This window comes from Streptomyces sp. bgisy130 (genome assembly GCF_057708345.1).
The window spans coordinates 35,764-60,592 of the sequence record NZ_JBYISA010000009.1; the positions used below are offsets into that span (position 1 = coordinate 35,764).

17 protein-coding genes and 1 tRNA gene are annotated in these 24,829 nt (G+C 73.1%); 15 read left to right on the forward strand and 3 right to left on the reverse strand.

Annotated elements, in window-relative coordinates; genetic code table 11:
• Positions 1 to 71: 71 nt before the first annotated feature.
• Together AC3EUV_RS14665 and AC3EUV_RS14670 are read left to right on the forward strand one after the other, a co-directional pair.
• A complete protein-coding gene (locus AC3EUV_RS14665) occupies positions 72 to 353 on the forward strand; it encodes an HU family DNA-binding protein (protein ID WP_030069353.1) in 282 nt (93 codons plus the stop codon).
• Positions 354 to 711: 358 nt separating this feature from the next.
• A complete protein-coding gene (locus AC3EUV_RS14670; protein ID WP_435603086.1) occupies positions 712 to 1,380 on the forward strand; it encodes a maleylpyruvate isomerase N-terminal domain-containing protein in 669 nt (222 codons plus the stop codon).
• Positions 1,381 to 1,552: 172 nt separating this feature from the next.
• Here AC3EUV_RS14670 and murA read toward each other — a convergent pair whose 3' ends face one another.
• Complete coding sequence (murA, locus tag AC3EUV_RS14675; protein WP_432140900.1) at positions 1,553 to 2,899, reverse strand: UDP-N-acetylglucosamine 1-carboxyvinyltransferase; 1,347 nt, start codon at positions 2,897 to 2,899, stop codon at positions 1,553 to 1,555.
• 296 nt (positions 2,900 to 3,195) lie between these two features.
• On the opposite strand from murA, the gene AC3EUV_RS14680 reads away from it, so the two are divergent.
• From AC3EUV_RS14680 to AC3EUV_RS14720, 9 genes are all read left to right on the forward strand, one after another.
• Complete coding sequence (locus tag AC3EUV_RS14680) at positions 3,196 to 3,867, forward strand: YqgE/AlgH family protein (protein ID WP_190144817.1); 672 nt, start codon at positions 3,196 to 3,198, stop codon at positions 3,865 to 3,867.
• Positions 3,868 to 4,078: 211 nt separating this feature from the next.
• Entirely contained in the window at positions 4,079 to 4,759 is a 681-nt protein-coding gene (locus tag AC3EUV_RS14685) for a hypothetical protein (protein WP_432140899.1), read from the forward strand.
• A gap of 116 nt (positions 4,760 to 4,875) precedes the next feature.
• On the forward strand, positions 4,876 to 5,169 hold the full coding sequence (locus AC3EUV_RS14690) for a DUF3039 domain-containing protein (RefSeq protein WP_078568732.1): 294 nt from the start codon (positions 4,876 to 4,878) through the stop codon (positions 5,167 to 5,169).
• Positions 5,170 to 5,660: 491 nt separating this feature from the next.
• Positions 5,661 to 7,316 (forward strand): beta-N-acetylhexosaminidase, encoded by a 1,656-nt coding sequence (locus tag AC3EUV_RS14695; RefSeq protein ID WP_435603087.1) that lies wholly within the window; start codon positions 5,661 to 5,663, stop codon positions 7,314 to 7,316.
• 327 nt (positions 7,317 to 7,643) lie between these two features.
• Complete coding sequence (locus AC3EUV_RS14700; protein ID WP_435603088.1) at positions 7,644 to 8,540, forward strand: FAD binding domain-containing protein; 897 nt, start codon at positions 7,644 to 7,646, stop codon at positions 8,538 to 8,540.
• A gap of 100 nt (positions 8,541 to 8,640) precedes the next feature.
• A complete protein-coding gene (locus AC3EUV_RS14705) occupies positions 8,641 to 10,881 on the forward strand; it encodes a 2Fe-2S iron-sulfur cluster-binding protein (RefSeq protein ID WP_435603089.1) in 2,241 nt (746 codons plus the stop codon).
• Positions 10,882 to 10,981: 100 nt separating this feature from the next.
• A complete protein-coding gene (locus tag AC3EUV_RS14710; RefSeq protein WP_435603090.1) occupies positions 10,982 to 13,312 on the forward strand; it encodes a xanthine dehydrogenase family protein molybdopterin-binding subunit in 2,331 nt (776 codons plus the stop codon).
• A 511-nt stretch (positions 13,313 to 13,823) separates the two neighbouring features.
• On the forward strand, positions 13,824 to 15,908 hold the full coding sequence (locus AC3EUV_RS14715) for an ATP-binding protein (protein WP_435603091.1): 2,085 nt from the start codon (positions 13,824 to 13,826) through the stop codon (positions 15,906 to 15,908).
• Positions 15,905 to 17,434, forward strand: a complete 1,530-nt coding sequence (locus AC3EUV_RS14720) for an ABC transporter substrate-binding protein (protein ID WP_488187833.1) — start codon at positions 15,905 to 15,907, stop codon at positions 17,432 to 17,434. Before AC3EUV_RS14715 ends, AC3EUV_RS14720 begins: the two co-directional genes overlap by 4 nt.
• A 150-nt stretch (positions 17,435 to 17,584) precedes the next feature.
• On the opposite strand, the gene AC3EUV_RS14725 is transcribed toward AC3EUV_RS14720, so the two are convergent.
• Both AC3EUV_RS14725 and AC3EUV_RS14730 read right to left on the reverse strand, forming a co-directional pair.
• A tRNA-Cys gene (locus tag AC3EUV_RS14725) sits at positions 17,585 to 17,656 on the reverse strand.
• A gap of 159 nt (positions 17,657 to 17,815) precedes the next feature.
• On the reverse strand, positions 17,816 to 18,679 hold the full coding sequence (locus AC3EUV_RS14730; RefSeq protein WP_435603092.1) for an alpha/beta fold hydrolase: 864 nt from the start codon (positions 18,677 to 18,679) through the stop codon (positions 17,816 to 17,818).
• A gap of 139 nt (positions 18,680 to 18,818) precedes the next feature.
• Between AC3EUV_RS14730 and AC3EUV_RS14735 the strand changes: the two genes are divergently transcribed.
• From AC3EUV_RS14735 to AC3EUV_RS14750, 4 genes are all read left to right on the forward strand, one after another.
• On the forward strand, positions 18,819 to 20,498 hold the full coding sequence (locus AC3EUV_RS14735) for an MFS transporter (RefSeq protein ID WP_435603093.1): 1,680 nt from the start codon (positions 18,819 to 18,821) through the stop codon (positions 20,496 to 20,498).
• 506 nt (positions 20,499 to 21,004) lie between these two features.
• Positions 21,005 to 22,801 carry a DEAD/DEAH box helicase gene (locus AC3EUV_RS14740; protein ID WP_432140891.1) on the forward strand — a complete coding sequence of 599 codons (1,797 nt, stop codon included), beginning with the start codon at positions 21,005 to 21,007 and terminating at the stop codon, positions 22,799 to 22,801.
• Between the two features lie 418 nt (positions 22,802 to 23,219).
• On the forward strand, positions 23,220 to 23,861 hold the full coding sequence (locus AC3EUV_RS14745) for an IclR family transcriptional regulator (RefSeq protein WP_432140890.1): 642 nt from the start codon (positions 23,220 to 23,222) through the stop codon (positions 23,859 to 23,861).
• Between the two features lie 140 nt (positions 23,862 to 24,001).
• A complete protein-coding gene (locus tag AC3EUV_RS14750; RefSeq protein ID WP_435603094.1) occupies positions 24,002 to 24,781 on the forward strand; it encodes a YlbL family protein in 780 nt (259 codons plus the stop codon).
• The last annotated feature ends 48 nt before the right edge of the window (positions 24,782 to 24,829 follow it).

The following is a 24,829-nucleotide window of genomic DNA, read 5'->3' on the forward strand; positions in this document are numbered from 1 at the left end:
TGTCCGAGGACCCTGGCAGCATCGGCTTCGATCTCACGCCTCATTGGCAAGAAGAACACGGGAGTACAAACATGAACCGCAGTGAGCTGGTGGCCGCTCTGGCCGATCGCGCCGAGGTGACCCGCAAGGACGCCGACGCCGTTCTGGCCGCCCTCGCCGAGGTGACCGGCGAGATCGTCGCCAAGGGCGACGAGAAGGTCACCATCCCCGGCTTCCTCACCTTCGAGCGCACCCACCGTGCCGCTCGCACCGCGCGCAACCCGCAGACCGGCGACCCGATCCAGATCCCGGCCGGCTACAGCGTGAAGGTCTCCGCGGGCTCCAAGCTCAAGGAAGCCGCCAAGGGTAAGTAAGACCCTCAGCACGGCATGACAGGGCGGCCATCCCTTTTGGGGTGGCCGCCTTTTCGTGTGCCGGGGGCGCCCGCAGGACCGGTCCGGAGCCGTACGGGGCGGCCGGTGCCCGGACGCGGGCGGTCCGGTGCCCGCGAGGCGGTCTGTGCCCGCCCCGGAGGGACTGGGCGGGGTGAACGGGAAGCCTGCGGGGTCTTCGCCCGTCAGGCGGGCCGCCATGGCCGTACGGGGGGTGGGTACGCAGTGCGGCACGGTCGGGTCCGCGGGCATCCGGGCCCGTGGGCGGGCGGCGTACCCGTCCCGGCGCCGGGCGCTAATGCGGTTGTCCGCCCTCACGGCACCGAACTACGTTGCCGGGGTGGATCTCTTCTCACGCTCCTGGACGGCGCTGCGAGCGGTGGTCGCCGGACTCCCGGACGCGGACTTCGTCCGGCCGTCCGGCTGCACCGGCTGGCTCGTACGGGACCTGGTGTGTCATCTGGTCATCGACGCCCAGGATGTCCTGATCACCTTGGTGACCCCGGCCGAAACGGAACCGACCCGCGACGCGGTCACCTACTGGGATGTCGTCACCACGCCGCCGACCGGTGACGACCCGCTCGACGCGCTGACCGTCCGGCTGGCCGCCGCGTACCAGGAGCCGTGGCTGCTCAGGTTCCACTTGGACGACATCGGCTCCGCGGCCGGCCGGGCCGCCGAACTCGCCGATCCGGACCGCCGGGTCGGCACCCGTGGAGAGGTCCTCACCACGGGCGAGTACCTCTCCGCGTACGTCCTGGAGTGGACGCTGCACCACCTCGACCTGATCGCCCATCTGCCGGACGCGGCGGAACCGTCGGCGGAGGGGCTCGCCCGGTCCCGCGCGATGCTGGAGCAGATCGCCGGGGCCGCGTTCCCCGCGTCGTTCTCCGACAAGGACGCGCTGCTGGTCGGCACCGGACGGCGGGCACCGACCGAGGCGGAGCGGGCCGAACTGGGCGCGGCGGCCGCGAAACTCCCGCTGTACCTCGGGTGCGCGCCCGAATAGGCGGGACGGTGTCAGCGCCTGCGTTACGGGCGCGTCACCGCCGTGCTCGCGGCAACTGCCGGACGGCACGCGGCCGGGACCGCCAGGCGCACCCGTCCCCGGAGCCACCGGGCGCACCCGTCCCCGGAGCCACCGGGCGGCACCCCTGCGGGTACCGCCCCATCGGCGCGGCTCAGTTGGGCAGGGCGCCGTTCGGCAGCTCTACATCGGCGCCGAGTTCGACGAGCTTCTCCATGAAGTTCTCGTAGCCGCGGTTGATCAGGTCGATGCCGTGCACCCGGGAGGTGCCCTGCGCCGCCAGCGCCGCGATCAGATACGAGAACCCGCCGCGCAGGTCGGGGATGACCAGGTCGGAGCCCTGGAGCTTGGTGGGCCCGGAGACGACCGCGGAGTGCAGGAAGTTGCGCTGGCCGAAGCGGCAGGCGGAGCCGCCCAGGCACTCGCGGTAGAGCTGGATGTGCGCGCCCATCTGGTTGAGCGCGGAGGTGAAGCCGAGCCGGGACTCGTAGACCGTCTCGTGCACGATCGACAGGCCCGACGCCTGGGTCAGCGCGACGACCAGCGGCTGCTGCCAGTCGGTCTGGAAGCCGGGGTGGACGTCGGTCTCCAGGGCGATGGCGTTGAGCAGACCGCCCGGGTGCCAGAAGCGGATGCCCTCGTCCTCGATCTCGAAGGCGCCGCCGACCTTGCGGAAGGTGTTGAGGAAGGTCATCATCGACCGCTGCTGGGCGCCGCGGACATAGATGTTGCCCTCGGTGGCCAGTGCCGCGGACGCCCAGGAGGCCGCCTCCAGGCGGTCCGGGAGGGCGCGGTGGTTGTAGCCGTCGAGCTTGTCGACACCGGTGATCCGGATCGTCCGGTCGGTGTCCATGGAAATGATCGCGCCCATCTTCTGCAAGACGCAGATGAGGTCCTCGATCTCCGGTTCCACGGCGGCGTTCGACAGCTCGGTGACGCCCTCGGCCAGGACGGCGGTCAGCAGCACCTGTTCGGTCGAGCCGACCGACGGGTACGGCAGCCGGATCTTGGTGCCGCGCAGCCGGTGCGGCGCCTCCAGGTACTGCCCGTCGGCGCGCTTCTCGATCGTCGCGCCGAACTGGCGCAGCACGTCGAAGTGGAAGTCCACGGGCCGGCCGCCGATGTCGCAGCCGCCCAGGCCGGGGATGAAGGCGTGGCCGAGGCGGTGCAGCAGCGGGCCGCAGAACAGGATCGGGATCCGGGAGGAGCCCGCATGCGCATCGATGTCCGCGACGTTGGCGCTCTCCACGTGCGACGGGTCGAGGATCAGCTCGCCCGGCTCGTCACCGGGGCGCACCGTGACGCCGTGCAGCTGGAGCAGCCCGCGCACCACGCGTACGTCGCGGATGTCGGGCACATTGCGCAGTCGGCTGGGGCCGCTCCCGAGGAGGGCGGCGACCATGGCCTTGGGCACAAGGTTCTTCGCGCCGCGAACCCGGATCTCGCCCTCGAGCGGGGTGCCGCCGTGGACAAGCAGTACGTCGTCAGTAGAGACGGTCATGGATCTCGCGTTCCTGGAGACGGGCAGGGGGCAAGCTGAAATGGTAAGGGCGTCGGGCGGTGTGCCCGTAGGCCCGTGCACGCTTTGCACATGTAATGGCTTTGCCACAACACCCTCCGCTACGATCAGTCTTTGCTCTGTAATCGCCCTTTGGGGGGATTGCCGGGGAATGTCGCCAATGGACGATCCGGCGCCGACGGTGTGCGCCGGTGCTGCCGCCGTACGCCCTGCCCTGCTCTCACGCGGGTCCCGGCGTTGACTCCCCGCTCCGGGCAGAAGTGCGGGATCATGTGGCCATGACCGAGGTGTCCTCGCTCACAGGGCGGCTACTCGTCGCGACGCCCGCGCTCGCCGATCCGAACTTCGACCGCGCGGTGGTGCTGCTCCTCGACCACGACGAGGAGGGCTCCCTCGGCGTGGTCCTGAACCGCCCCACCCCGGTCGGGGTGGCGGACATCCTCGCGCCCTGGGCCGCACTGGCCGGTGAGCCGGGAGTGGTCTTCCAGGGCGGACCGGTGTCGCTGGACTCGGCGCTCGGGGTGGCCGTGGTGCCCGGCGGGCTGTCCGGTGAGGGCGGTATCCCGTCGGTGGACAGCGGCGCCCGCCCCCATGACGACGGCGTGGAGGTCGCCGGCGCACCGGCCGCGGACCGGGCGGGCGTCCAGTCGGGTGACGAGCCGCTGGGCTGGCGCAGGGTGCACGGCGCGATCGGTCTGGTCGATCTGGAGGCCCCTCCGGAACTGCTCGCGGCGGTGCTCGGCAGTCTGCGGATCTTCGCCGGGTACGCGGGCTGGGGGCCGGGCCAGTTGGAGGACGAACTGGTCGAGGGCGCCTGGTACGTGGTCGAGTCCGAGCCCGGCGATGTCTCCTCGCCGGACCCGGAGCAGCTGTGGCGCGCGGTGCTGCGCCGCCAACGCAATGAGCTGGCCATGGTGGCCACCTACCCGGACGATCCGTCGCTGAACTGATCCCTTCCGGGGCGCGGGGGTGAATTTGCCGGTCGCGCCCGCCAGGGATGACGCGCGGCCGCTGCGCCACCAGCCCCTTTTTGTTGACGACTTGATTATTGTGACGGCTTCGTCATGGGGAATTGTCAGCGCCCGTCGCTATGGTGCGGGATGACAGGGGACGGTGCGCGGCCGCGTCGGCGGGGCCGCGCTGGACACACGGGGAGAGGCCATGCACAGGCCGAGCGTGCCCGAAGATCTGGACCACCCGGAGCGCCTGTGGGCGCGCGCCGCGACGCTGGCGGTAGTGGCGGCCGCCGTGGACGACGGGGACGAATTCTCCTGGAGCGACCAGGGATTGCAGTGCTGGAACGTCGGCGGAAGCTACTGGTGGCGGCTGAAAATGTTCGAGGGCGGCCGGGCCCTGCTGTGCGGGCAGGACTCCGACGGCAGTCACACGCACAGCGGAGGCCGGCAGATCGACTTTCTGGACGGCGGCCCCGCGTGGCTGCCCTGGGAGGAGCTGCGGGAGGACGCCGACGGCAATCTCTTCGGCTTCGTCTACTGGTGGCAGGACGGCGCCTGGGCCCGCGCGCCGTACCCCGAGAAGATGCCGGACGACGGCCTGGAGACGGCCATGAGCTGGGTCGCGCCGGGTGACGACGCGGTCCGGGAGATCGCCGAGGACCTCGTGGCCCGTACGGAGACCGAGGTCGACGCGGTGGGAGCGGTCCGCGCCTTCCTCGCCGCCGCCGAGGCCCGCACGGTCGGCGCCCAGGACATCGCCACCCTGCTCGACACGGTCTGCGGCCAGGACACCTGGTACGAGGTCCGGCCGGACGCCGCGCTGGCGTTCGCGACGGAGCTGGGGCTGACGGCCGGGGACCGGGGCGGGATGGCGGTGGCTTCCTAGCCGGCCCGGCCCGGCGCCGGATGCGCTGCCCGGGGTGGCGGCCGCGGGTCCGGCGCTCCTCCTGGCGGTGGGCCGACGCTCCCGGGTTGTCGCGCGCGTGAGTACCCTTGGCTGTTATGAGCACTGTTGAGCCCGAGCGCGGGGCAGGTACGGGGACCCTCGTAGAGCCGACACCGCAGGTGTCGCACGGCGACGGCGACCACGAGCGCTTCGCCCATTACGTCCAGAAAGACAAGATCATGGCGAGCGCGCTCGACGGTACCCCCGTCGTCGCGCTGTGCGGCAAGGTCTGGGTCCCGGGTCGCGACCCGAAGAAGTACCCGGTCTGCCCCATGTGCAAGGAGATCTTCGAGTCCATGGGCGCCGGTGGCGACAAGGACAAGGGCGGCAAGGACGGCGGCAAGAAGTAGCCGCGGCGGACCGTGCCCCCCGGGCCGGTCCTGCCCGTCCGTAGCGCATGAGCACGGCCGCGCCCCGGCCGTACGCGCTCAGCTCCTGCCATGAGCACAGCAGAGCCGCAGGACACGGTCCTCGTCCTGCGGCCGCGTCGCCCCGCCTCGGGTACGGGCCCGGATCCCTCGCGGACCGGGCCTGTCCGCGTACCCGGCCGCGGCACCGTCCGCGCTTCCGGGTGAAACGGGGGCACGGTCCGCAGCCCGCCCCCCGGACCGGGGAACGGCCGCCGTCCCGGCGCCCGGGCGCACAACCGCCCGTGGGCGCCCTGGACTTGCCCGGCCCGCGTCCCCGCTCCCTGTTCCCCGCGCCCTGCTTCCCGCCCCTTGCTCCTGCTCTTTGCTCTCTGCGTAGGCGGGCAGGTCTCCGCATTTGCGGGCAGGTCTTCTGCGTACTCCTACAGGCCGGAACGCTCCTGGGCCGGCCGGCACGGTGAAGGACGGACGGTATGCCGGATACGCACCTCACCCCCACGGCACCGGGCGGCGGCCTGGTCCCGGCACCGCTGAGCATCGACGGGCCCGGCCGCGGCACCGTCCGGCTGGGCGTGGACACCGCGTTGGCGGCCGGGCCCGGTACCGAGGACACCGCGCGCTGGCTGCGCGACACCCTCGGCGCCGCCTTCGGTCTCCCGCTGCCGCCCGGCTCCGGCACGACGCCGGACACCCTCGCCCTCGCCCTCGACCCGGCCCTGCCCCCGGAGGGCTACCGGCTGGCGGCCGACGCCCGTTGGGGCGTACGGATCACCGGCGGCGGTCCGGCCGGCGTGTTCTGGGGCGCGCAGACGCTGCGGCAGCTCCTCGGGCCGCACGCCTTCCGCCGGGCGCCGCTCGCACCGGGGTGCCCGGCCGTCCTGCCGGAACAGACCATCGAGGACGGCCCCCGCTTCGCCTGGCGCGGCATGCTGCTGGACGTCGCCCGGCACTTCCTGCCCAAGGACGGGGTGCTGCGCACTCTCGACCTGCTCGCCGCCCACAAGCTCAATGTCCTGCACCTCCACCTCACCGATGACCAGGGCTGGCGGATCGAGATCAGGCGCTACCCGAAGTTGACCGAAATCGGCGCCTGGCGGGAGCGCACCAAACTCGGGCACCGTGCCTCTCCGTTGTGGGACGAGCGCCCGCACGGCGGCTACTACACCCAGGACGACCTCCGCGAGATCGTCGCCTACGCCGCCCAGCGGCATATCACCGTCGTCCCCGAGATCGACATCCCCGGACACTCGCAGGCCGCCATCGCCGCGTACCCCGAACTCGGCAACACCGACGTCATCGACACCACCTCCCTGAAGGTCTGGGACACGTGGGGCGTCAACCCCAACGTACTGGCCCCCACTGACACCACCCTGCGGTTCTACGAGCACGTCCTGGACGAGGTCCTCGGCCTCTTCCCCTCGCCGTTCGTGCACATCGGCGGCGACGAGTGCCCCAAGGACCAGTGGCGGGCGTCCGCCACCGCCCGGGCGAGGATCGCCGAACTGTCGCTCGCGGACGAGGACGGACTACAGAGCTGGTTCATCCGGCACTTCGACCGCTGGCTCACCGGCCGCGGCCGGCGGCTGATCGGCTGGGACGAAATCCTGGAGGGCGGACTGGCCCCGGGCGCCGCGGTCTCCTCCTGGCGCGGCTACGCGGGCGGTATCGCAGCCGCGAAATCCGGCCATGACGTCGTCATGTGTCCCGAGCAGCAGGTGTATCTGGATCACCGTCAGCACGCCTCCCCGGACGAGCCGGTGCCGATCGGCTTCGTACGGACCCTGGAGGACGTCTACCGCTTCGAGCCGGTACCACCGGAGCTCACGGCCGAGCAGGCCGCGCACGTCCTGGGTACCCAGGCCAATGTCTGGACCGAGGTCATGGACAGTCAGCAGCGCCTCGACTACCAGGTCTTTCCCCGGCTGGCCGCGTTCGCCGAGGTCGCCTGGTCCCGGCTGCCCGCCCCGGCCGCGCGCGACTACCAGCACTTCACCCGGCGGATGGCTGCCCACTACACCCGCCTCGACGCCCTCGGCGTCGGCTACCGCCCGCCCGGCGGCCCCCTCCCATGGCAGAAACGCCCCGGCGTGCTCGGACGCCCGATCGACGGGGCGCCCCCAAACGTGTGAGCCCGTAGGCAAGGAAGGCGCTCGTGCGGCCGGTCCCTGGGACGGTGGTCCGGTACGGCGGTTCCCCCGCGCCGCCGTACCGCACCACCGCCGCAACGACGGTGTGCGCGCCCCGCCGGACGCCTCCGCCGACGCACCGCAGCGCAGTTCCGCACCGCCGGCGGCGGACGAAACCGGACCAGCGGCCTGTTCGGGGACGGATCGTCCCTTCGTGGACCCTCGCGCCGGGGGCCCGGGAAGATGTGCCAGAGTTGCCACGTCCGGGCTGTGAGCACGTACCGTACGGCGGAGCGGAACTGCCGGGACACCGGGGAAGGGGCAGCTGGCTTGACCACGCACGCACCGCACGCGTCGCACACGGTGACGTTGCCGGACTCGCTCGACGAGGCGGTGGCGGCGCTCATCGCCATGCCCGCCGCCGTGCCCGTCGCGGGCGGCACCGATCTCATGGCGGCGGTCAACGCCGGACTCCTCAGACCCGCAGCCCTGGTGGGCCTCGGCCGGATCAGCGAGATCCGGGGCTGGCAGTACCTGGACGGCCATGCGCTGCTCGGTGCCGGCCTGACCCTCGCCCGTATGGGACGACCCGACTTCGCCGCCCTGATCCCCGGACTGGCCGCCGCCGCCCGCGCGGCCGGCCCGCCGCAGGTCCGCAACGCCGGCACCCTCGGCGGCAACATCGTGACCTCCGCCCCCACGGGCGACACCCTCCCGGTGCTCGCCGCCCTGGAAGCCACGGTGATCATCGCCGGCCCCGGGGGCGGCCGCCGCGAGGTCCCGGTCAGCCACCTGCTGGCCGGCCGGGAGATGCTGAGCCCCGGCGAACTCGTCGGCTTCGTACGGGTGCCGCTGCTGCACGCCCCGCAGGCCTTCCTCAAGGCGACCGGCCGCACCGGCCCCGGCCGGGCCACCGCCTCTGTCGCGCTCGTCCTGGACCCGGCCCGGCGCGGGGTGCGCTGCGCCGTGGGCGCGGTCGCCGCCATGCCGCTGCGCCCCCTGGAGGCCGAGCAGTGGGTGGCCTCGCTCATCGACTGGGACGGCGAACGCGGCCTGGTACCCGAGGCGCTGACGGCCTTCGGCGACTATGTCGCGGCCGCCTGCATCCCGGACCCGGCACCACCCGAGGACGGTTCGGAACCGGCCGCCCTGCCGCCCGCTGCCCTGCACCTTCGCCGTACGGTGGCAGCCTTGGCCCGCCGCGCACTCGGGAGGGCGCTCTCATGAGCGAGCGCAGTGCGGGGGTCGCCCCGGTCGGAGACCGGTGGATCGTCATCGAAAGGTGCGCGCCTCGCGAATGCGAGGCCGGGCGAAGTGAGGGCTCGGCATGAGCGACGCAGACAACCGCCATCCGTACCAGCCGCACCCTGAACAGGGCTGGCAGCCGCTGCCCCAGGGCGGCGAGTACGAGTCGGAGGCGACGGCCTTCGTACAGCTCCCGGAGGGCTTCACCACCGGGGTCTACGGCGGCGGGTCGCCCCGGTACAACACCCCGGGCCCCGAGCCGCTCGCCGCACCCGGCCACGGCTACACCCCGCCCGCCTCCTTCGGCTCGCACCCCGCCACCCCGCCGGTCGCGGACGCGGACACCGACCCCTCGACCACCGCCCAGTGGACGATGCCCTTCGCGGACTCCTCGGCCGGTTATGCGGACCCGGCCGCCGGATACCCGGCCCACACGGGGCACGCGCCCCACCACGACCCCTCCGCGGGCTACCAGGGCGGCGCGCCCGAGGCGGCCCAGCCCTGGGGCGGCGACGCCGTGGACTGGCCCGTGGCGGGCAGCCCGGAGGCGGGCGCCACCGGCTCCTGGTCGGTCCCCGCGGCGGCGGACGACGGCCTGGAGGAATCCGGCGAGTACCTGGTCGGCGAGGATGGCCTGACGGGTCATACGGGACTTACGGGCGGCCACTCGGGCCTCCCCGGCCATTCGGGCCATCCGGGGCATCCGGGGCATCCCGGTGTTACGGGGCACGGTGCCGCCGACAGCTACCACGGCGGCGGATACCCGGGCGCCGGTGCGTACGGCGACGCCGGGAACGCGGCCGACACCGGCGAGTCCGCCCCGACCGGGCACTGGAACTTCACCGCCGGGCTGAGCGCCACGAGCGCGCCGGAGACGCGCCCGGGGGAGGCGCAGGACGCGGCACAGGGCGGCTCTACGCATGGCGGCGCTACGCACGGCGGCGCGGCGCACGACCCCTTCGGCGGCCCTGAGGGCGCCCCGTACGCGCACGAGGGCGGTCTCCCGGGCCACGGCACCGAGCCGGGCGGCGAACTGCCCGGAGACGGCGGCCCGTCGGCCGGCGATCCGTACGCCACGGGTGCCGGCGGCCCGAACGCCGCGGCCGGCGACGCGACCGGACACTGGTCGCTGCCCGCCGACGCGCTCGCCCAGTGGCCGCCGCCCGCGGAGACCGCGCAGCCGTCGCACGACGCGGCACCGCACCCGCAGGAGACCGCGGACCGTCCCGACGGGGCGGCGGACGCGACCGGCGGGGGCGGCTGGACGATCCCGGTGGCCGAGGGCGAACAGCAAGAGCACTCCGGCGAGTTCGCGCGCCACGACGCGGCCGGGCGGCCGGCCTCGCCCGCCGTCCAGGAGGCCGACGGCGCGGCGGACGCTCCGACGGAGAGCGCGGAGGCTGCTGCGCACACCGGGCCCGGCGAGCTCGCGGACCGTACCGGCACCGCCGATCCGGTGGACGCCACCGGTGAGCGCGCGGAGCCGCACGACACCACCACCGCCGACGCCGGTTCGCCCGGCGCCGCCGCCGAGCACCACGCTGACCGTGCCCCCGCCGCTACCGAGGAGCCCACGGAGACCGGGGCACCCACGGGGGCCGACACGGGCGCCGAGGACCACGCCGGCCTCGTCGAGGGGCTCGCCGTCGCCGCGCAGACCTCCGGCCTCGCGGCCGATCCCGGCTTCGACGACCACGACGAACACCCCGCCGCCTCCTACGTCCTGCGCGTGAACGGCATCGACCGGCCGGTCACCGACGCCTGGATCGGCGAGTCGCTGCTCTATGTGCTGCGCGAGCGGCTCGGTCTTGCGGGCGCCAAGGACGGCTGCTCACAGGGTGAGTGCGGGGCCTGTTCCGTCCAGGTGGACGGCCGCCTGGTGGCGTCCTGCCTGGTGCCCGCGGCCACCACGGCGGGCAGTGAGGTCCGTACCGTCGAGGGGCTCGCGGAGAACGGTGTGCCCTCCGACGTACAGCGCGCGCTCGCCGCGTCCGGTGCGGTGCAGTGCGGCTTCTGCGTACCGGGGATGGCCATGACCGTCCACGACCTCCTGGAGGGCAACCACGCCCCCAGCGAGCTGGAGACCCGTAAGGCGCTCTGCGGCAACCTGTGCCGCTGCTCCGGCTACCGGGGTGTGCTGGACGCCGTCGGCGAGGTCGTCAAGGGCCGTGCGGAGGCCGCCGAGGCCGGCTACGCGCCCGCCGACGAACCGGACGGGGCGGCGCCCGCGGACACCGCCCGTATTCCCCACCAGGCGGGCCCCGCCGACGAAACGGGCCACGCCCCGCACGACCAGGATCGGCACACGGGAGGCTCCGCATGAGCGAGCGCAGCATGGGGGTCCCCCCGGCCGGAGGCTGGGGGAGCATCGGGGAGCGGCGCGCGCTGAGCGTATGCGGGGCCGGGCGAAGCGAGGTTTCGGCATGAGTGGCACGTCCGACGGCGCGGGCGCCGTCACCGCGACCCCCGCGGCGGGTGTCCCGATCCCCGCCGAGCCGCCGCCGCACGGCCTGGGCGTCTCGCTGCCGCCCGCCGACGCGCCGGCGAAGACCGAGGGCACCTTCCCGTACGCCGCCGACCTGTGGGCCGAAGGGCTGCTGTGGGCGGCGGTGCTGCGCTCGCCGCACCCGCGCGCGCGGATCCTGTCCATCGACACCAAGCACGCGGTGGAGATGCCGGGCGTACGCGTCGTCGTCACGCACGAGGACGTCCCCGGTGACGCGGGGCACGGGCGGGGCACCGCCGACCGCCCGGTGTTTGCCAAGGACGAGGTCCGCCACCACGGCGAGCCGATCGCCGCGGTGGCCGCCGAGCACCCCGACACGGCACGGCTGGCCGCCGCCGCCATCGCCGTGGAATACGAGGTCCTGGACGCGGTCACCGACCCCCAACTGGCCTTCGAGGCCGAGCCGCTGCACCCGGACGGCAACCTCATCCGGCACATCCCGCTCCGCTTCGGTGACGCCGAGGCCGTTGGTGAGGTGATGGTCGAGGGGCTCTACCGGATCGGCCGGCAGGACCCGGCGCCCATCGGGGCCGAGGCCGGGCTCGCGGTGCCGCGCCCCGATGGCGGCGTGGAGATCTACACCGCCTCCACGGACCCGCACACCGACCGCGATCTGGCCGCCGCCTCCTTCGGCCTCGAACCGGAGCAGGTCAAGGTCGTGGTGACCGGCGTCCCCGGCGCCACCGCCGACCGCGAGGACCCCGGCATCCAGCTCTCGCTCGGCCTGCTGGCGCTCCGTACGGGCTGCCCCGTCAAGCTCGCCGCCACCCGGGAGGAGTCCTTCCTCTCGCACGCCCACCGCCACCCCACGCTGCTGCGCTACCGCCACCACGCGGACGCCGACGGCAAGCTGGTCAAGGTGGAGGCGCAGATCCTCATGGACGCCGGCGCCTACGCCGACACCTCCGCCGACGCGCTCGCCGCCGCGGTGTCCTTCTCCTGCGGCCCATACGTCGTCCCGCACGCCGTCGTCGACGGCTGGGCGGTCCGCACCAACAACCCGCCGTCCGGCCATGTGCGCGGCGAGGGCGCGATGCAGGTCTGCGCCGCCTATGAGGGCCAGATGGACAAGCTGGCCGCCCAACTGGGCCTGGAGCCCGACGAGATCAGGCTGCGCAACGTCATGGCCACCGGCGATCTGCTCCCCACCGGGCAGACCGTGACCTGCCCCGCCCCGGTCGCCGAACTCCTGCACGCCGTCAAGGAAGCGCCGCTTCCCGAGCTGCCCAAGGACGCGCCCGAAGCGGAATGGCTGCTGCCGGGCGGGCCCGAAGGGGCGGGCGAGCCGGGCGCGGTACGCCGGGGCGTCGGCTATGGGCTGGGCATGGTGCACATGCTCGGCGCGGAGGGCACCGACGAGGTCTCCACCGCGACCGTCAAGGTCAGCGGCTCGGCCGCCACCGTCATCTGCGCCGCCGTCGAGACCGGCTCCGGATTCTCCACGCTGGCGCGGCAGATCGTGCAGGAGACGCTCGGCATCGAGGACGTGCAGGTCGCGGGCGTCGACACCGACCAGCCGCCGGCCGGGGCGGCCTGCCACGGGCGGCACACCTGGGTCTCCGGCGGCGCCGTCGAGCGCGCCGCCAAGATGGTCCGCACCCAGCTGCTCCAGCCGCTGGCCCACAAGTTCGGGATGTCCACCGAGCTGCTTCAGATCAACGACGGCAAGATCACCTCGTACGACGGGGTGCTCAGCACCACCGTTGCGGAGGCCCTGGACGGCAAGGAACTGTGGGCCACCGCCCAGTGCCGGCCGCATCCGACCGAGCCGCTGGACGAGAGCGGCCAGGGCGATGCGTTCGTCGGCCTCGCCTTCTGCGCGATCCGCTGCGTCGCCGATGTCGACATCGAGCTCGGCACCATCCGGGTCGTGGAGATGACCGTCGCCCAGGATGTGGGCCGGGTGCTCAACCCCCGCCAGCTGCGGGCTCGTATCGAGGCCGGGGTCACCCAGGGCATGGGCGCCGCCCTGATGGAGAATCTGCGCACCACCCGCGGCCAGGTCCGCCACCCCGACCTGACCGGCTACGCGCTGCCGACCGCCCTGGACGCCCCCGACATCCGCATCGTCAAGCTGGTCGAGGAGCGCGACGTGGTCGCCCCCTTCGGCGCCAAGCCCGCCAGCGCGGTCCCGGTCGTCACCTCCCCCGCCGCCGTGGCCTCCGCGGTCCGCGCCGCCACCGGCCGCCCCATCGGCCGCCTCCCGATCCGTCCACAGGCGGCGGTGGCGCAGGTGGTGCAGCAGTAGGGGCGAGGCGGCTCCTTCGGGGTTCGCTGCTCGCCCCTTGGGTTTTTCCCCGCCGCCCACCCCCCTTCGGGGGGTGGGCGGGTGTATGTGGGTCGGTTTCAGGTGGCGCGCGCGTACGTGGGGGCTTGGGCGTGGGTCGGCGCCTGCGTTCGGGTGCGGCGTGGGGCGTCCTGCGTACTGAGTCGATGCGCGGCGGGTGTGGCGTGGCGCGGGTCGGCGTGAGCGAGCGGCTGCGCATCCGTTCAGGGCTGGGTGGGGCCTCGTGCGCGCTTCCCTGCGATCGATCGATGACCTGGGCTTTCACGCTTCGTCACGAAGATTGTCAGTGGGGTCACTTAGAGTGATTTCCGTGGGCGGGATGGTGACGTGCGAGGGGAGGGGGACGGCCTTGTGGGGGCAAAGTGCTTGCGGGGAGCGGGAATTGGAGGATGCTGGGGCGGCCGGAGTGGGAGCCGGGCTGTCGTGGGGATCGCGGGGATCGCAGGGGTTCGCGAGGTCGAGGGGGAGCGGGATGCCGCAGGAATGGGCGGGGGAGTCCGGGCGGGACCGGGCTGTGGAGCAGTACGTCCAGGAGTTGTTGGTGCGCCGGCCGGGCGGCCGGCCCGAGTTGCCGGCCACGTTGCTGCTGGGGCCGCGTGGCAGCGGTAAGACGACGGTGCTGCGCCATCTGGCGGACTGGGCCCGGCGGGCACCGGTGGCCCGGCTCGATCTGGCGGCGCTGGGCCAGGAGGGCCGTAAACCGATCGATGTGCTGGCCGCGTTGGTCTTCCAGCTCAACGAGAAGAAGCGGGACTTCGCCCGGCTGAGCTTCCCGGCGTTCGGGCTGCTGACGATCGCGGTCGCGGCGCGGATGGACGCGGCCGACCGGGACGCCGCCGTACGGCAGATGGAGGAGGCGCTGGTCGGACCGCCGGGCAGCCGTTCGGAGGTGATCAACCAGCTGGCCACGTACGCCGCGACGGTTCTGGGCGCCCCGACCGCGGTCACCGCCGCACTCCCGCTGCTGCCGGAGTGGCGGCGCCACTGGGTGCGGCTGCGGGTGCGCTGGCGGCTGGCGCGTATCCGGCGCCGCAGTCGTGGCGGCGGTTCCGTCGACGGCTTTCTGATCGACCTCAACCAGCGTTACGGCGACCGCGAGGCGGCCGAGCGGCAGCGGGCCGAGGCGGTGCTCTTCGACGCCTTCCTGGACGATCTGCGGCGGGCGTACGGCTCACGTGGCGGCGACAAGCGGCGTACGACGCAGTGTCTGGTGCTGCTGGACAACGTCGACAGTCCGCTGGGCAACGACTTCCTCAAGGCACTGCTGGACGCCCGGCGGAAGGCCGGGGCGGCCGATCCGCTGCTGGTGCTCGCCACCGCGGGGAGCTATCCGGCGGCGCTGGAGGGCTTTGCGTTCGGCGGGCCGCGGCGGCCCGGTGCGCTGCCCGGCCGGTGGCCCGTGCAGGAGGAGCGGTTCGTTCCGGAGCAGGTCGTGAAGGGGCTGGTGGTGGGCCGGTTACGCGATCTGGTCCGGCACGAGGTCGAGCAGCAGGCCAAGGAGGCGCTGCGGTCGGCCGGCCGCCGGGTGCCGGTGCCGGCCGCCGACAACGGTGTGCAGTGGCTGGGCTGGGCGGTGCATGAGATCACCCGTGGCCATCCGGCGGGCACCGCACAGCTGCTGGCGGCCCTGCTGGAGTGCCCGGCGGACGCGGGCTGGGAGGCGCGGCTGCGGCAGGTCCTTCAGCCCTCCTCGGAGCTGGTCGACGCCCTGCTGGAGCGGCTGTTGCCGATCGATGCCAGCGGTGAGCTGATGCAGGCGCTGGCCCGGGGCGCGGCCGCCGTCGACCTGGCCCAGGCGCAGGCGGGCCGGGTGCTGTGGGACGAGTCGAGCGCCCGTGTCCATGAGGAGTTCAACGACTTCTGTACGGACGTGCTGCGCACCATGCATCTCGACAGTGGTGACGAGGAGTCCGACGGCCGGACGGAGACTCCCCACCCGCTGCTGCGGCTGCTGCTGTTGCGACGGCTTGCCGCGGTCCCCGAGCCCGATGCCGCGGCGGGTGGAGCGGCCGGGGGCGGTGACGGGGCGGCCGGGGTCCGGGGACGGCGGGCGGTGCATGCCGCGCTGCGGGACCGGGCGGCCGCCGCGGGGGAGGAGGCCACCGCCGCCTATCACGCACTGGCGGGCGGCGATCTCGCCGCGGCGGCCGCCTATCTGGACGACGCGTTCGGCCGGGTCGAACCGGAGGAGTGGTGCGCCGACCTGTGCCGGCTGCGGCGCGCCCCGCTCGCCGACACCGGCCCGTCCCTCGACCAGCCGTTGTGGGAGCGCTACGAGCGGCTGGTGGAGCACCTCGGCGAGGGCGCCGTGGAGCAGCGGCTGCGCACGATCACCCGGCTGCTCGCGGCGGTCTGGCTCGGCCCCGAGCCGCCGGACGATCCCCGGACGGACCGGGTCGGCGATCCGTACCGCGATCCGCTCGGCGACCCCGGGGCAGAGTTGTACGGCGAGATCCAGGCCCGCTTCCACACCCTCGCGGTGCATGCCGACAGCGTGCCGTGGACCTCGGCGCTGCTGCGGAAGGCGAAGCAGTACGGAAAGGAGCCGTGGCTGTGAGCACCCGCGTCTTCGAACCGCCCCGGCCGCCGCGGCGCTGGGGCCTGTGGATCATCTCGGTGCTGGTGGCGGCGGCGGTCGTGGTCGCCGGCGTGGTGCGGATAGTCGAGACGAACGGCCGGTGCGGGGAGGGCGTCCGTGAGGTGGCCGACGGCGAGTGCGTGGGCGTCACGGACGGTACGTACGCCTTCGGGAACATGAAGGCGCTCAGCGGCAGGATCCGCGCCGAGAACGCCAAGGTCGCCAAGTCCGGGGAACGATCGGTCACCATCGCCTACCTGGAGGCCATGGCGGGCGGTTCCGCGGACCGCGGGCCGGAGGCCACCCGGCAGGCCGTCAGTGGCGCCTACCTCGCCCAGCGCACCCTGAACGCCGAGCGCTCGACCCTCCCCAAGATACGGCTGCTGCTCGCCAACACCGGCCGCGGCGACCGCCATTGGCGCCCCGTCGTCGACCAGCTCATCGCCATGAAGGACAAGGAACATCTGGTCGCGGTGGCGGGCTTCGGGCAGAGCAACGACCGGACGATGAGCGCCGTGAAGCGGCTGCGGGCCGCCGGGCTGCCGATGGTCGGGGCGACGGTGGCGGCGGACGGGCTGAGTTCCCGTACGGCCGGGTTCTACCGGGTCTCCTTCCCCAACCGCGACCAGACCGCGGCCGCCGCCGGCTACCTCAAGGAGCAGCAGCGCAAGCACCCCGGCTACCGCGTCCAGGTGATCCGGGACGGCAACGAGAAGGACGACTACAACACCTCGCTCTACGAGGACTTCTCGGCGGCGGCGCGGCGCGCGGGCCTCGACGTGGACGACGAGGTCATCCCGTTCCGCTCCGGGGAGGCCGAGGAGGCGACGGCGGGCAACGCGCTGTCCCTGGTCGCCGACAAGGTCTGCGGCGACCCGAAGCCGCCGGACGTGGTGTATTTCGCCGGCCGGGGGCGGGAACTGCGCCGGTTCATCGAGGCGGCCGGCGAGGGCGGTCGGCACTGCCGTACGACGGTGCTCTCCGGCTCCAGTGCGCTGGGCGTCTACTTCGACACCGGGGGCGACCGGCACCGCGCCGAGCTCGCCACCCTCGCCGCACGCTGGAAGGACAGCCAACTGACCGTCTACTACACCGCGTTCACCCACCCCGCGATATCCAAGGAGGTCTACGGCGGTGCCGGGAACGGACCGTTCGCGGGCTTCGAGCGGGCCTACCGCGAAGAGGTCGGCGGCCCCACCACCGACCTCGCCAGCGGCCAGGCGATGCTCGGCCATGACGCCACGTACACCATCGGCAAGGCGGCCCGGAACGCCGTCGGCGTCTACGGCACCCGCCAGGTCACCGCCCGTATGGTCCTGGCCCTGCTGGAGCAGACCAACGGCAGGTCCCGGGTCCGCGGCATCAGCGGCTACATAGCCTTCGACCCGGACACCGGCGAACCGGTGGAACGCCCACTGGCCCTGGTGGAACTGCGCCGCCCGACGGACTCCGGCGAGGCCGGCGACATCTACCGCTTCGTGGCCGCGCTGTCCGTCGGCCGGTAGGGGCGAGGCACAGGCAGCGGCACCGCGGGGCCCTCGGCACCGAGCGCGTCCGGAGGCGGTCCCCACGGGGGTTGGGGCCGCCCCCGGACGCCGCCCGGGGTCCCGTGCGGGGCACGGGACCCTGCGGGGCACGGGACCCTGCGGGCGTAGAGGCCGTGGCGGGATTCGAACCCGCGTAACTCGCTTTGCAGGCGAGCCCCTGAACCACTCGGGCACACGGCCGGGGTGTGGTGCTGTCCCGACTGTAGGCCGCGGGGCGGGGAGCCCGGCAAGGGTGTGGGGCGGGGTGCCATGAGGCTGCAATGTGGGGAAACGGGACGCAGGCGCGCTGCAACATGCGGCAACACCGCGGCAACACGGGGTGGCGCGGTGGGACGGGCCTTATGTCGTGTGGAGGAAGTTCTCCACCAGTGGGGCGAACAGGGGTGGTTCGTCCACCCATGGGTAGTGGCCGACTCCGTGCAGGGGGTGTACCTGTGCGTCGGGGAAGGAGGCGGCCACCAGTTCGCCCGCCTGCATACCGGTCACGCCGTCCCGGTCGCCGGTGATCACCAGCACCGGGCAGGTCACCTCGCGCAGCCCGGCCAGCAGGGTCAGCCGCAGTTGCTCGTCCACGCCCTGCCAGAAGCCGGCCCGTGGCACCGGTCCCAACTGCTCGCCCTCCGTTGCGGCATGTGCGCGCTGCGGTGCGTCCCAGTGGCCGTAGGCGAGCGGTGCCGCGGCGAACAGCAGCCCCCTCACCTCGCTCAGATCGGTGGCCTCGGTCAGCTGCTCCAAGGCCGCCGAGGCTTCCGGCCACCACTCCTCGTCGCGGCGGGACTCGAAGATCTCCCGTGCGTCGTCGGGGAGTTCGCCCTGCAACCGGGAGCCGGGGCAGACCAGCACCAGCCGGGTCAGCCGCTGCGGATACCCCGCCGCGTATGCCTGCGCGACCGCGGCCCCCGCGTCGTGCGCGAGCAGCGCGAACCGTTCCAGGCCCAGATGCGCCCGGAGCGCCTCCAGGTCCTCGGCGAGCTGCGGGAAGGCATAGCGGTCCGGGTCGGCGGCGGACGGGGAGGCGCCGGTGCCGCGGCTGTCGGGAAGGATCAGCTGCCGGTGCGCGGCCAGGCCGCCGAGGTCACCCAGATACGCGGCGTCCCGCCCGGGCCCGCCGGCAAGGCACACCAGGGGCGGCAGGGGGGAGTCGGCCGGTCCGAGCACGCGGTAGTGGAGCTCGGCATCGTCGTACGTACGGAAGTGCGGCATACGGACAGCTTGCCCGAGGTGTGGCGATGCAGGCGGGGTGGCGGCGGTTCGGGCGGGCCGGCGGTGTAGGACCGATTACCGAGCTGATCCCCGTCCTCCGCCAGGGGTGTCAGCGTCGTACGGCCCTTACGGTGGCCCGATGACCGCTGACCGCTCGCATGACATCGGCACCGGCGTCGGTACGGGTGCTGGAACCGGCACGGGTAGTGGCACCGGTGCCGGCATCGGCACGGGTACTGGCACCGGCCCCCACCTCGGTCCCGGCGAGGGCGCCGGCCTCGGAGTCGGCACCGCCGAGGGCACCGACGCCGCACCCGGGGCGGTGACCCCCGCCGCGTCTGGCGTCGCCGAGACCACCGCCGCGTCCGGCGCAGAGACCACCGCAACCCCCGGCCACCCCACCCAAGCCACCGACGACAGCGACAGCGACAGAGACAGCGACAGTGGCGGTGGAGGCGGGCCGGACGGCGGCATCCTCGGCCGGGCGTACCGGGCGCTCACCCTCGGCATCATCTCCGTCGTCTCGCTGGTCGCCTTCGAGGCGAGCGCCGTGAACACCGCGATGCCGGTCGCCGCCCGCGCACTCGACGGCATCGGGCTGTACGCCTTCGGCTTCTCCGCGTTCTTCACGGCGAGTCTGTTCGCGATGGCGCTCGCGGGGGAGTGGAGCGACCGGCGTGGGCCGCTCGGGCCGCTGTTCACCGGGATCGCCGCGTTCGGGGCGGGCCTGCTGATCGCGGGCGCCGCCCGGAGCATGGGGATGTTCATCGTGGGCCGCGGGGTCCAGGGCATCGGCGGCGGGCTGGTGGTGGTCGCGCTCTACGTGGTCGTCGGGCGCGCCTACCCCGAGCGGCTGCGGCCGTCGATCATGGCGTCGTTCTCGGCGGCCTGGGTGCTGCCGGTGATCGTCGGTCCGCTGGTCGCCGGGACCGTCACCGAACACCTCGGCTGGCGCTGGGTCTTCCTTGCCATCCCCGTCCTGATACTGCTGCCGCTCGTGGTGATGCTGCCCGCGCTGCGCACCCTGCCGCGGACCCGGCCGGGCCCGTCGGGCGGCGTACGGCAGGTGCTGGGCAGCCGGCGCTGTCTGCTCGCGCTGGCCGTCGCGGTGGGCGCCTGCCTGCTGCAATACGCGGGCCAGCACCCGGCCTGGACCGCGCTGTTGCCCGCGGCCGTCGGACTGGCACTGCTGGCGCCCGGCATCGTACGGCTGTTGCCCCGCGGTACGTTCCGGGCGGCGCGCGGCCTGCCGAGCGTGGTGCTGCTGCGCGGGCTGGCCGCCGGGTCGATGGTCGCCGCCGAGAGCTTCATCCCGCTGATGCTGGTCACCCAGCGCGGACTGTCCGCCACCCTCGCCGGTCTCTCGCTCACCGGCGGCGGCCTGACCTGGGCCCTCGGCTCGTACGTACAGAGCCGGCCGCGCCTGGAACCGCACCGGGAACGGCTGATGGTCCTGGGCATGGTGCTCCTCGCGCTGGCCATCGCGCTGGTGCCGCTGGCCCTGCTCGACGGCGTGCCCGCCGGGATCGTTGCGGCGGCCTGGACGATCGGCGGCTTCGGCATGGGCCTGAACATCTCCAGCGCCGGCGTCCTGCTCCTCAAGCTGTCCCGCCCCGAGGAGGCCGGCAGCAACTCGGCGTCCCTACAGATGTCGGACGCGCTCGGGAACGTCACGTTCGTCGGCCTGGGCGGTGTGTTGTTCGTCGCGTTCGGCGGCGCGAGTGGCTCCGCGAGCCACTCCGTGGCGTTTGTGGCCGTGTTCGCGACGATGGCGGCGGTTGCGTTTACGGGAGCGGTGACGGCTTCCCGCGTTAGGTAGTTGCCCCACGTTTTTGGCTGTCCCGCCGTTTTGGTTGCTTGCCGTTGCGCCTGCGGCGGGCTGGGTGGTTTGTGGGTGCGGTGACGGACCTCCGGGGCCGGTGTGTGGGACTGCTTCGCTTTACGTCCCTCACACCGGCCCCTCCGGCCCGTCCCCTCCCGTTGGGGGAGTTGGTGACGGTGGGTGGGGGCGGGCCGCCGTAAGGCATAACGGGGCCCTACGGCCCGCACCGGACCACCTACGGGTCCACCCACCGGCCTTTTCCCCACCCTTCAACGGGAGGGGACGGGCCTGCGCAGCGGACCGGCCCGCCGCGTGGGGGTACCTCCCACGCCCTTCAGGCAGTGGGGGAGCAACGGCGAGCAAGCCACAACCGTCGGCCGAGGCAACGCGCAGCGAAACGGCGAGGTCCCCCACGGCGGGAAAGCCGAACACGTGGGAAGCCGCTTAGCGCGGAGCGGTAGGGTGGCGCGGTTGCCGATCCCCGAGTCCAGCCGACGGAGACCGTGACTACCACCACCAGCGCCACCAATAACCATCACCTGTCCCCGGCCTTTCCGGGGCGGGCCCCTTGGGGTACCGCGAACAAGCTGCGTGCCTGGCAGCAGGCGGCCATGGACCGCTACATCCAGACGCAGCCGAGAGACTTTCTCGCCGTCGCGACGCCGGGCGCCGGCAAGACGACCTTCGCGCTCACGCTTGCCTCGTGGCTGCTGCATCATCATGTCGTGCAGCAGGTGACGGTCGTCGCACCGACCGAGCATCTGAAGAAGCAGTGGGCGGAGGCGGCGGCCCGGCTGGGCATCAAGCTCGATCCGGAGTACAGCGCGGGGCCGCTGGGCCGCGAGTACCACGGTGTCGCGGTGACCTATGCCGGTGTGGGTGTCCGGCCGATGCTGCACCGTAACCGGATCGAGCAGCGTAAGACGCTGGTGATTCTGGATGAGATCCATCACGCCGGTGACTCGAAGTCGTGGGGCGAGGCGTGTCTGGAGGCGTTCGAGCCGGCGACCCGGCGGCTGGCGCTGACCGGTACGCCCTTCCGGTCCGACACCAATCCGATTCCGTTCGTGACGTACGAGGAGGGGAACGACGGGATCCGGCGTTCCTCGGCCGACTACACCTACGGTTACGGCAACGCGCTGGGCGACGGCGTCGTCCGGCCGGTCATCTTCCTCTCCTACAGCGGCAACATGCGCTGGCGGACGAAGGCGGGGGACGAGATCGCGGCCCGGCTGGGCGAGCCGATGACCAAGGACGCGGTCTCGCAGGCGTGGCGTACCGCGCTGGATCCGCGCGGCGAGTGGATGCCCAATGTGCTGCGCGCCGCCGACCACCGGCTGAGCGAGGTCCGCAAGTCCATCCCGGACGCCGGGGCGCTGGTGATCGCCTCCGACCAGGAGCAGGCGCGGGCCTACGCCAAGCTGATCCGGGAGATCACCGGGGAGGGCGCCACCCTGGTGCTGTCCGACGACTCCGGTGCCTCGCAGCGCATCGACGACTTCGCGCACTCGCACGACCGCTGGATGGTCGCGGTCCGGATGGTGTCCGAGGGGGTGGACGTGCCGCGGCTGGCGGTCGGGGTGTACGCCACCACGATCTCGACGCCGCTGTTCTTCGCGCAGGCCGTGGGCCGGTTCGTGCGCTCCCGTAAGCGCGGCGAGACCGCTTCGGTCTTCCTGCCCACCGTTCCGATGCTGCTCGGCTTCGCCAATGAGATGGAGGTCGAGCGCGACCACGTCCTCGACAAGCCGAAGAAGGACGGGGAGGAAGACCCGTACGCCGAGTCCGAGAAGGAGATGGACGAGGCGAACAAGGAGCAGGACGAGGACACCGGCGAGCAGGAGCAGTTCTCGTTCGAGGCGCTGGAGTCGGAGGCGGTCTTCGACCGGGTCCTCTACGACGGCGCCGAGTTCGGTATGCAGGCGCATGCGGGCAGCGAGGAGGAGCAGGACTACCTCGGCATCCCCGGGCTGCTGGAGCCCGACCAGGTGCAGATGCTGTTGCAGAAGCGGCAGGCGCGGCAGATCGCGCACAGCAAGAAGCGGCCGGATGCGGAGGCGGATCTGCTGGAGCTGCCGGCCGAGCGGCGGCCGGTGGTCACGCACAAGGAGCTGCTGGAGCTCCGGAAGCAGCTGAACACACTGGTCGGCGCGTATGTGCACCAGAGCGGGAAGCCGCACGGGGTGATCCACACCGAGCTGCGGCGGGTGTGCGGCGGGCCGCCGAGCGCGGAGGCCACCGCCGGGCAGCTCGGTGAGCGGATCAAGAAGGTCCGGGAGTGGGCGACGCGGATGCGGTGAGTCCGCCGGGGCCCGTGGGGCGGTGTGCCGTGGGACGGCGCGCCGCCCTCTTGTGTACCTACCCGCCCCGGCGGGACCGCTGTGCCGTGTCGGGCACGTCCGGCCCGTCGCACCCGGACAGCCCCGTCGCACCCGGATAGCGCTGTAGTTCTCGTAGCCCTCCCTGAAACACCACACGGAGCACAACAGGGCGTTCTGGGTGGACGTACTGGGATATTCCGGGCGTGGGCGACCGGATTCTGGACGGACTCTTCCGCTCACCGAACCGGCTCGCTACTGTCCCGGTCACGCACACGCCCCGTGGCAGCGCCGCCGCGGAGCGCAGCCGGTGCCATGCGGCCGGCGGCCTCTAGCGCGCGCTGCTTCCGGGACCGCAGCGCGTCGCGCCCAAGGGCCGCCACTCACCCAGGAGGGCGTCGTGACCGCAGAGACCTCCCAGACACTCGACCGAGGGCTGCGTGTCCTCAAACTCCTCGCCGACACCGATCACGGGCTGACCGTCACTGAGCTGTCCAACAAGCTCGGCGTCAACCGCACGGTGGTCTACCGCCTCCTTGCCACGCTGGAGCAGCACGCCCTGGTGCGCCGCGACATCGGCGGCCGGGCCCGGGTGGGCCTGGGCGTGCTGCGCCTGGGCCGTCAGGTGCATCCGCTGGTCAGGGAGGCCGCGCTGCCCGCGCTGCGGTCGCTCGCCGAGGACGTGGGGGCCACCGCGCATCTCACCCTCGTCGACGGTACGGAGGCGCTGGCGGTGGCCGTGGTGGAGCCGAGCTGGACCGACTACCACGTGGCCTACCGGACCGGTTTCCGTCATCCGCTGGACCGGGGAGCCGCCGGGCGGGCGATCCTCAAGGCCCGGCAGGGCCGCACCCACGACGCCGGACTCGCCCTGACGCACGGGGAGTTGGAGGCCGGCGCGAGCGGCGCGGCGGCCCCGCTGCTCGGGGTGAGCGGGATCGAGGGGAGCGTGGGCGTGGTGATGCTCACCGACACCGTCTCCGAGCGGGTCGGACCGCGGGTGGTCGACGCGGCCCGGGAGGTGTCCGAGGCGCTCCGCTGAGCCCTGGTGCGGCCGGGGCCCTGGGGTGCGAGGGGCCGTCGGGCGCGAAGGGGCCCTGGGGTGTGAAGGGGCGGTGGCCGTGTCGTGAGGCGGCAGCGCCTTTAGGCCCTGGTGGGGCGGGGGTCATTTAGGGTGGCGGGGTGTCTGCACGCACCCGAGCCCTGGCGGTCTGCACCGCGCTCGTCCTCGCCCTTCTCGTCACCGCTGTCCTCGCCCCGCTGCCGTATTCGCTCGCGTATCCCGGCATGACGGCGAATGTCCTCGGCAGCGACGAGGGCAAGCCGGTGATCACCATCAGCGGCGCGCGGACCCGGAAGACGGACGGGCAGCTGCGGATGACCTCGATCGTGGCGACCGGCCCGGAGGCCGCCGTCTATCTGCCGGACATCGTCAAGGGCTGGTTCCGTACGGACGAGGCCGTGATGCCGCGGGAGGCGGTCTACCCGGTGGGGGAGAACACCGAGGAGATCGCCGAGCACAATGCGCAGCAGATGCGGGAGTCCCAGCACACCGCCACCAGCGCCGCGCTCGGGCAGCTCGGCAAGTCCGGCCAGGACATCAAGGTCAAGCTGATGCTCGCGGACGTCGGCGGGCCGAGCGCCGGGCTGATGTTCGCCCTGGGCATCGTCGACAAGCTGGACGGCGACGGCGCGGGCCATGATCTGACCGGCGGGCGCACCATCGCCGGCACCGGGACGATCACGGCCGACGGCAAGGTCGGCGCGGTGGGCGGCGTCCCGCTGAAGACGCAGGCCGCGCGGCGGGACGACGCCACGGTCTTCCTCGTCCCGCGCAAGGAGTGCGCGGACGCCGAGGCGGAGCTGCCGAAGGGGCTGCGGCTGATCCCGGTCAGCACGCTCGACGGCGCGGTGGACGCCCTGAAGGCGCTGCGGACCGGGGGCAAGGTCCCCAGCTGCTGAGGCGGAGGGCCAGGCGGGGAGCGGCGGACGGCGGACGCGGGCCGGTGC